The organism is Pusillimonas sp., from assembly GCF_029263785.1.
Classification (GTDB): Bacteria; Pseudomonadota; Gammaproteobacteria; order Burkholderiales; family Burkholderiaceae_B; genus Pusillimonas.
This window is the reverse complement of sequence record NZ_JAJUFE010000077.1, coordinates 1-7,880: the sequence shown is the minus strand read 5'-3', so window position 1 is coordinate 7,880 and position 7,880 is coordinate 1. Positions and strand designations below refer to the sequence as shown.

Here is a 7,880-nt window from a genome sequence, read left to right as displayed (position 1 = left end):
CGGCCCCTGGTCTTCTTCAACGGCAATGTCGCCGTCTTCTTCCATTTCGGGCATGGTGCCGGTTGCGGTGGCGGTAGCCGTCGACCTGGCAGATACATCGGACTTGGGTTCTTCTGCGACGTCGATGACTGGCAAGGCTTCGGGCAAGTGTTTTTCGAGGAAAGCCTGGAGACCGTCACGCATGACTGCGGTAGTGTACTCGCCGGCGATCGGCAGCACGTCTTTCCCTGACAGCAGTGTGTCGATGCCCGCCTGACGCAGGATGGTGGCGATGTTCTGTTCGATGTAGTTGGGCTGACCTTCTTCAAGCATCAGCACCGCTTTCTTGTCGCGACAGAACTCGATGACCTCGTCGTCGATCACCGGGTAGGTGACGTTCATGATGTACAGAGGGATCCGGCTGTTGCCGAAATGGTCGGCCAGGCCAAGCAGTTGCAAGGCGCGGATGACACCGTTATACAAACCGCCCTGCAGGATCAGCCCGATGTCCTTGAAATCGCCTTCTGTGAACTCGTTGAGCTTGTTCTCTTTGATGAACTTTACAGCGGCCGGCCAACGGCTCTTGATCTTTTCCTGCTCATGCAGGAACGAGGCGGGCGGCAAGACAATACGGCTGACGTCACGCTTCGGGTTGTCGAGCGCTTCGGCCAGCGTAAACTCGGGGCGCTTGTTGGGTTTGGTGATGAAACGTCCGTGGACGTGGCAACTGCGGATACGCAACTGCAAGATAACAGGCGTGTTGCTGGCTTCGGATAGCTGGAACCCATGTTCGACTGCGTCGACCATGCTTTCGAGGTTGGGACGCGGGTCGAGCAGCCATATCTGAGATTTCATGGCAAAGGCATGGGTGCGCTCCTGCATGATGGAAGAGCCTTCGCCGTAGTCTTCGCCGACAATCACCAGGGCACCGCCGGTCACGCCGCCAGAGGCAAGGTTGGCCAGGGCGTCAGAGGCGACGTTGGTGCCGACGGTGGATTTCCATGTCACGGCACCGCGCACGGGGTACATGACCGAGGCTGCCAGCGTGGCGGCTGCGGTGGCTTCCGAAGCGCTGTGTTCGAAATGTACGCCCAGTTCCTCGAGGATGTCTTGGGCATCAGCCAACACATCCATAAGGTGAGAAATAGGGGCGCCCTGGTAGCCGGCTACATAGCTGACGCCGGATTGAAGAAGGGCTTTGGTCACTGCCAGAATGCCTTCGCCGCGAAACTCTTCGCCCGGAGCGATGCGCAATTGCTGGACTTCTTTCTTGAATGAACGTTCTGCCATGGTGACTCCACAGAGAGAGGTTTTTCTACCGGCAGCGGTGAAGCTGAAACGCACAAATGCCGGAGCCGGCAGGTCGGTGGTTCGACATCCAGGCTACGGCGAATTAGTTTGACTCAGGCGCTGTCAATAAAAACATGAAAATTCATGGATTATTCAAATTTAATTTAAATAACAGCTGCTTGTGTATCAGGGCAAACCATTACATTGACGGTGTGCAACGTTTGGAATACGATTTTTGCGGGGTGGAGCCGGCGGCCGGATTCGCCGGAAAACTTCGCGGCAGGCAGGAATATTTTATGCATAAGGACGGGGAGCAACCTCGGTTTGTACATCGCTATCTGGCATCAGTGCTTGCATTGGCCAGTCATCGAATATCTCACGAGTTTCACAAGGAAGTCCGCAAGGCCGGCCTGACCGTGACGGAATGGCGGGTGCTGGGCAGCCTGGTCGAAGGTGAGGGCGAAACGGTGGGGGAACTGGCCGAGCTTGCGGTAACAAAGCAACCGACTCTAAGCAAGGTGCTGCCGCGCCTCGAAGCCGAGGGCCTCGTCACCTTGAAGACGTCGAATATAGACCGCAGGCAGACGCTGGTACAGATTACAGCCAAGGGCAGCCGGCTTATCAGTGGCCTGTGTGATCAGGCCATGGAGCATCAACATCGCCTGCTCGAAAAGCTTGACCCCGACCACGCTGACCGCCTGGTGGACATGTTACGCGACATTATCAAGCGGTAAATTCAATATACGTCGCGCCGGTAGCCCCGGCGATCTACAAGGTCTTCATAGCCGTGCTTGCCAAGCAGCTCGCGCAGGGCACGGTCGACGTCCTGGGCCATGCCGTCTTTGCTTCCACATACATAAAATACAGCGCCGCGAGCGGCCCAGTTGGCGACTGCCTCAGCAGAATCCTGCAACAGGTGGTGTACGTAGCGCTTTCCGGCCTGTTCCCGCGAGAAAGCCAGATCCATACGTTGCAGATATCCGTCCTGTTGCCATGATTCCAGCAATCCGGCCCAGTGGAAGTCGGTGTTTCGGCTACGCTCGCCGAAAATGAGCCAGTTGTCGTAATGGCCACGGTTTATCCGTTCCTGCAGCAGCGAGCGCAAGCCCGCAATTCCGGTGCCGTTGCCGATAAAAACGGCAGGCCGATCATCGTCTGGAGCGTGGAACAGGGGATTTGGGCGAATGCGAATCTTGGCCTGGTGCCCGACAGGCAGTTGTGCGCAAAGCCAACCGCTTCCCAGGCCCGGAGTGCCATCGGGCGCCTGATGTTGACGTACAAGCAGTCGGAGGTGTCCTTCGGCCGGAACGGACGCAATGGAATACTCTCGAGTCTCGCCCGCGTCTCCGATGCGCAGCTGGGCAATGTCGCCTGCGCTCCAGGGGGGTATCTGGTCATTGGCCGGTTTCCACGTGAGCTCGAAGCAAGGTCGGCCCAGTCCTGCCGGGTTGAGCAGCGTTCGTTCCACGAGTGTCCAGGCATGAAATGGAGCCTCGTCGCCCAGTACAACCTGAAAATGGTCGGCCAGGCGTGTTTCCCATAGGTGCAGATCAGCGGCGTTGCAGCGATTTACCTTTACAGTGTTGAACAACAGGGCGGCTCCTTGTTGACGCAACCATGTTTCAAGCGCAACGCCGAAGCCACAATAATGCTGATAATCGTCGTCGCCCAAGGCCAATATGCCTGCTTCCAGACCTTCCAGTTTCCTTTCTTCCTGACGGTGCGCCGACATCGCCCGGTAAAACTGCTGGGCCATGTCAGGAGGGTCGCCTTCACCATAAGTGGAGACAATGAACAGGGCGCGACGGAATTCAGATAGCTGTGCGGGAGTAATGGCGTCAATGGCGAGCAGGGTTGCTTGCTGGCCGAATCCGTCAGCCGTGCGCTGGGCCAGGTGCAGGGCGGTACCCGTTTGGCTGGCATAGACGATAGCCGTCGTGTCGGCGGCTGACGCTATCTGTATTGCGGGCTTTCTGTGACGCCGGGATGGCCTGATCCAGCAATACCAGAGCAGGATGAACCAGACCGCCACGGCGGCAAGGGCAATAGCGCTGTCAGCTAGCATGATTCGGTGCGATTCATCCCGGCGAGGGCCGCAAACTCGTCGGTCCAGGAGACGGCGAAGTCAGTGGGATGACGCGTCATGAAAAGTGCCGCCACTTTACTGTGGCGGGCATGTGCGAATCCCTTCTCCGGCCCCATCGCGAGCAGCGCCGTGGCCAGTCCATCTGCCATCATGCATTGAGGGTGCAAAACCGTGACTGACGCCAAAGGATGCGCAACAGGCGTCCCGCAACGTGCATTGATGGTATGGGCCATGCGGTGCCCCTGGTACATGAAGAATCGACGATAGTCGCCGGAGGTGGCGACAGAGATGTTCTTGAGGACGATGGGAATTTGCTCGGCCAAAGCGGGAGTTTCAATGTTGAGCGCCCAGTGAGTTCCGGCCGGACCAGCTCCCCTGGCTGTGACTTCGCCCCCCAGTTCCACCAGGTAGTCCGTGATGCCGGCTGCATCCAGTACGCGAGAGACTTCGTCTGCGCCGAACCCTTTTGCAATCGATGAAAGATCGAAATGCATGCCCCCTGGTTGCCATACTGCTCGGTAACGGTGGTCGAGTGCCGTACGCTGCCATCCCGTATGTGTCAGGGCCAGGCGAATGGCGTGGTCCGGCGGTGGAGTATCGACGGGGCCTGAAGGTCCGAAGCCCCAGAGGTTTACGAGTTGGCCCACGGTAGGGTCATAGGCGCCGCTTGAGGCTTCTGCCAGTTCTAGCGCATGACTCAGTACATGGAATAAAGCAGACGGCACCTGATACCAGCCGGTTTCGGACTGATTGAGGCGGCTGATTGCACTGGCCGGGTCCCAGGTGCTCATTTGTGCGACGATCTCATCCAGAGCTGCCTGGATGTCAGAATTCAAGCGGGCGAGATCAATGCCGGAGTCGCGTAGTTTCACTGTCCAACTGGTGCCCATAGAGGACCCCGACAGCGATTTGTACAGGGGCGCGACCGTTTCGTGGATGCTCATGCCATGGCTATTCGGGCAGAACTTCCAGTGTGGCCACGTACGCGACATTGCGATCCTGCGCGGCAGGGGTCGACGTCTGTTTGTCCTGTATATCAGCGTGGAGCCAATACAGGCCGGCTTGCGGCCACCTTACTTCAAAGCGGCCCTGGTCGTCGGTCAGGACAACAATCTCTTCGACGGCGTCACGATAACGGGCGCCGTCGCGTACGATTTCCACCTGCAGGTTGCGTGCGGGCTCGCCATCAAGTGTCAACACAAACTCGGCGGTTTCGCCGGCATACAGGTCATTGGGGTGAGTGTTGCCCGTCAGCGCCAAACCTTTGCTGACGGGTTCGAGATCGGTAGGATTGCCTTTGGTGACGAATGTTTCGATGCGTTGGACTCGTTCCCGTACCATCAGGTCTTGCGCGTCTTTGGGGACGTGCTTGTCCAGGTCTTCGGGCTTGCCGTACCAGCGTTTGTTCTGATCGCCTTCCTTCCAACGGGCAAAAACGCCTTGGCCGGCCACTGCAATTCTGTAGGTGCCGTCTTCCGTCAACGTAACGTCAAAGCCGCTGCGAAGCGCGCCCGTGAACTGATTTTCGGGTTCGAGGGTCTTGCCAGACGGACTGGTGATGACCAGGTCGTTCAACGCCAGGGGGCGATGGTTGTAGTAGAACTTATCGTTGCCCGAACCGGCATCGACTGTAATTCGGGCTTCGTCGCCCGAAAGGACGGTCGACGAAGGCTCGAGCCAGACATCGTGAGCCTGCGCGACAGCGGGGACCAGCAGGGTGGCCGCAAATAGAGCGGGAAGTAAGCGGTTCATGAGAAGAATGGCTCCAGGGTGAGAGTTCTTGTTTTCAGGGAAGGATCGTTGCGCGAACCTGGCCCAGCTCGGTTTCGCCCTTGGCATCGACCGACGTGGATGAACCCGGGGGCCAGGGCAGAGGCAGACGCAATACCTCACGGCCCCCTTTTTCTCGCGCCGCTTCGACGACGACTTCGTACTTGCCGGCGGGAAGCTCGCGAAGGGCCGGATGATCGTCTGCTACTTTAATAGAGTGGGTGCCCACGGGCTGTGTCGCGCCTGTGATCCCATCGGGCATGTCGTTCTGGCTTCGTCCGCTCACGCGCCACCACTGCCGCAGGTCTTTCAACCATTTCTTTCCTTCTTCCTTGGGCATCTTGTAGTCGTACCAGACGGCAATGTCCCGGACGGTCTTGCGGTCGGCACTCTGCAGCCAGACGGCAACGTACGGACGGTGGTACTCCGCAACATCAATCCTGGGTATTTCTACCTGTATCTCGAGCCCTGCAGCGTGTCCGCTCGATGCGTAAAGGCCGGCCAATATAGAGGCAAGTGTCGCTTTAAGTGACAGTTTCATGGTCAATGCACCCAGAGAAGCATCAAAACAAGGGGAATCAGCACACCCAGCCCGGTCAACGGCCAGGTCGCCCGGCGATTTGTGGCGTGCATCGTCATAAGAAACAGGCCGGTCACCGCAAACATAAGGCATGCGGCGGCGAATATATCGATGAACCAGCTCCAGGCAGCGCCCGTATTGCGTCCCTTGTGCAGGTCGTTGAAATAAGCCACCCAGCCGCGAGCGTTGCGTTCGTATTCCACGTGGCCATCGGGCAGGCTGATCGCAAGCCACGCGTCCGCTCCCGGTTCGGGCAGGCCGACATACACTTCGTCCGCAGAAAACTCGGCTGGGCGCCCTCGAACGCGGATATTGAACTCGTTATCCAGCCAGCGCTCGGCCTCCCGGGGAAGCGCTACGGTAGCCGCTTTGTCAGCCATGTCCACCAATGTGGATCTCAGATCATCCGGCAGTGTTGCCGAGCGGGATTCCACGGTGGGACTGGCCTCGATCCAGGCGGCGTTATTGAGTGTGATGCCCGTGGCTGCAAAGACGATCAGACCCGCCAGGCTGAGCGCAGCGCTCATCCAGTGCCATTGATGCAGAGTCTTGAGCCAATATGAGCGGCGTGAAATGCGTGCGTTCATCCCTGAATGTCGGCAAGATTGGATCACGCATTCTACATCAAACAATAATCATTATCATGTGCGGACGGGATGTGGCCGATGCAATTTTCGGGAACAAAAACCGCGTTCGAAATATCCAAGGAATTCAGCTGGTCAGGAGGGAGAAAGCAAGAAAAAACTGGTGACCGGCGCCCCGTCTGCAGCGCGAGGGAGATGCTGCAGAAAAGAACAAATCGAGTGAAACTTTTACCGATTCACAAGGTCTTACAATTAGCACTCGTTAGCGTAGAGTGCTAATATCATAATCATAAACATCATGTGTCGTTGACCACAATCCAAAAAAGGATAGTCCAACTAATGACAGCTCAATCCCAATCTTTGGCTTTATCAAACAGTGCATTGGCCATGGCAGTGTCGAACCCTGGCGCACTGGGCACGATCGAAGCCTATATTGGAGCCGTAAATCGCCTGCCGATGCTGACCCAAGAGCAGGAAACCGATCTCGCGTATCGTCTGCGTGATAAAGCCGATCTGGATGCTGCCCGCCAGCTTGTGTTGTCGCACTTGCGGCTGGTGGTTTCGATTTCCCGCCAGTACCTGGGGTACGGCCTGGCTCACGCCGACCTCATACAAGAAGGTAATGTCGGCCTGATGAAGGCAGTCAAGCGTTTCGACCCTGACCGTGGCGTGCGCCTGGTGTCGTTTGCCGTTCATTGGATCAAGGCTGAAATTCACGAATATATCGTGCGCAACTGGCGCATGGTCAAGATTGCCACGACCAAGGCACAGCGCAAGCTGTTCTTCAACCTGCGTCGCATGCGTCCCGATGGTCAGACTCTTGACCCCGAGCAGGTAGACGACATCGCACGCGAGCTCAACGTGCGCCCTGAAGACGTTAGCGAAATGGAAGTTCGTCTTTCGGGTCGCGAACTGGCGCTCGAGGCGCAGCAAGACGACTCCGACGATTTTGCACCCATCAGTTATCTTGCCGATGAAGTTGACGAACCCTCGCAGGTATTGGAGCGTCGCGCTCGCGATGATCTGCACGGCAAGGGCTTGCTGTCGGCGTTAGAGACCCTCGACGCTCGCTCGCGTCGTATCGTTGAAGCCAGGTGGCTGCAAGACGAAGGCGGAGCCACATTGCACGAGCTGGCTGCCGAATTTGGTGTGTCTGCGGAGCGTATTCGGCAGATCGAAGCTGCTGCTTTCAAGAAAATGCGCGCGGCGCTCACTGAATAAATCAATAAAACTACAAACAGTTACAAAATAGTCGGGTGGGGGTAGAACTAAAGGCATCTGGAGCGGACTAAACAATATGAGCAATGCTGAGTACAACTCCGGTTGTATTTTGTTCTAACGTCCGCTTCTGCTTCTCCTCAATCCCCTCCCTTTCGAAGCGGATGCTTACGGGACACCAACAATGGTGTCCCTTTTTTTGTGCGCCCAGCATGGGCGCACTCCTGCGGGAGCAAGTCCCGCCATAAGTTGATCACAGCGAATGAAGTGAAGCGCAACTGCACAAGGGCGACCGAGTGTGGGAAGGAAGCGTGGAACGTAAGCTGCGAGCCGATGAACAAGAATCGGATACGAGGCGCTGCCAAGCAGGGCG

The 7,880-nt window shown here is 57.4% G+C and carries 8 protein-coding genes and 1 pseudogene; 2 read left to right on the top strand and 7 right to left on the bottom strand.

Going from position 1 to position 7,880, the window contains the following annotated elements:
* A pseudogene (locus tag Q1J88_RS12460) lies at window positions 1–1,269 on the bottom strand (indolepyruvate ferredoxin oxidoreductase); the annotation flags it as partial.
* A 296-nt stretch (window positions 1,270–1,565) separates the two neighbouring features.
* Here Q1J88_RS12460 and Q1J88_RS12455 point away from each other — a divergent pair.
* Entirely contained in the window at window positions 1,566–2,003 is a 438-nt protein-coding gene (locus tag Q1J88_RS12455; RefSeq protein ID WP_301118050.1) for a MarR family transcriptional regulator, read from the top strand.
* Between the two features lie 2 nt (window positions 2,004–2,005).
* On the opposite strand, the gene Q1J88_RS12450 is transcribed toward Q1J88_RS12455, so the two are convergent.
* The 5 genes from Q1J88_RS12450 to Q1J88_RS12430 are packed head-to-tail and all read right to left on the bottom strand — an operon-like array spanning window position 2,006 to window position 6,292.
* Window positions 2,006–3,334 (bottom strand): sulfite reductase subunit alpha, encoded by a 1,329-nt coding sequence (locus tag Q1J88_RS12450; protein WP_301118049.1) that lies wholly within the window; start codon window positions 3,332–3,334, stop codon window positions 2,006–2,008.
* A complete protein-coding gene (locus Q1J88_RS12445; RefSeq protein WP_301118047.1) occupies window positions 3,328–4,347 on the bottom strand; it encodes an FAD:protein FMN transferase in 1,020 nt (339 codons plus the stop codon). Before Q1J88_RS12445 ends, Q1J88_RS12450 begins: the two co-directional genes overlap by 7 nt.
* Window positions 4,307–5,107 carry a DUF4198 domain-containing protein gene (locus Q1J88_RS12440; RefSeq protein WP_301118046.1) on the bottom strand — a complete coding sequence of 267 codons (801 nt, stop codon included), beginning with the start codon at window positions 5,105–5,107 and terminating at the stop codon, window positions 4,307–4,309. The genes Q1J88_RS12445 and Q1J88_RS12440 overlap by 41 nt, the downstream gene beginning before the upstream one ends.
* A 34-nt stretch (window positions 5,108–5,141) precedes the next feature.
* Complete coding sequence (locus Q1J88_RS12435; RefSeq protein ID WP_301118045.1) at window positions 5,142–5,666, bottom strand: DUF2271 domain-containing protein; 525 nt, start codon at window positions 5,664–5,666, stop codon at window positions 5,142–5,144.
* 2 nt (window positions 5,667–5,668) lie between these two features.
* Entirely contained in the window at window positions 5,669–6,292 is a 624-nt protein-coding gene (locus Q1J88_RS12430) for a PepSY-associated TM helix domain-containing protein (RefSeq protein ID WP_301118044.1), read from the bottom strand.
* 336 nt (window positions 6,293–6,628) lie between these two features.
* On the opposite strand from Q1J88_RS12430, the gene rpoH reads away from it, so the two are divergent.
* Window positions 6,629–7,510 (top strand): RNA polymerase sigma factor RpoH, encoded by an 882-nt coding sequence (gene rpoH / locus Q1J88_RS12425; protein WP_301118043.1) that lies wholly within the window; start codon window positions 6,629–6,631, stop codon window positions 7,508–7,510.
* A gap of 165 nt (window positions 7,511–7,675) precedes the next feature.
* Here the strand turns inward: rpoH and Q1J88_RS12420 are convergent.
* Window positions 7,676–7,880 (bottom strand): hypothetical protein (locus tag Q1J88_RS12420; protein WP_301118042.1); only part of this gene is annotated, 205 nt, incomplete at its 5' end.

Coding starts and splice junctions, on each gene's coding strand:
- Q1J88_RS12450 (WP_301118049.1), bottom strand. CDS start 3,334: ATGCTAGCTGACAGCGCTATTGCCCTTGCCGCCGTGGCGGTCTGGTTC.
- Q1J88_RS12435 (WP_301118045.1), bottom strand. CDS start 5,666: ATGAAACTGTCACTTAAAGCGACACTTGCCTCTATATTGGCCGGCCTT.
- rpoH (WP_301118043.1), top strand. CDS start 6,629: ATGACAGCTCAATCCCAATCTTTGGCTTTATCAAACAGTGCATTGGCC.
- Q1J88_RS12455 (WP_301118050.1), top strand. CDS start 1,566: ATGCATAAGGACGGGGAGCAACCTCGGTTTGTACATCGCTATCTGGCA.
- Q1J88_RS12445 (WP_301118047.1), bottom strand. CDS start 4,347: ATGTCGCGTACGTGGCCACACTGGAAGTTCTGCCCGAATAGCCATGGC.
- Q1J88_RS12430 (WP_301118044.1), bottom strand. CDS start 6,292: ATGAACGCACGCATTTCACGCCGCTCATATTGGCTCAAGACTCTGCAT.
- Q1J88_RS12440 (WP_301118046.1), bottom strand. CDS start 5,107: ATGAACCGCTTACTTCCCGCTCTATTTGCGGCCACCCTGCTGGTCCCC.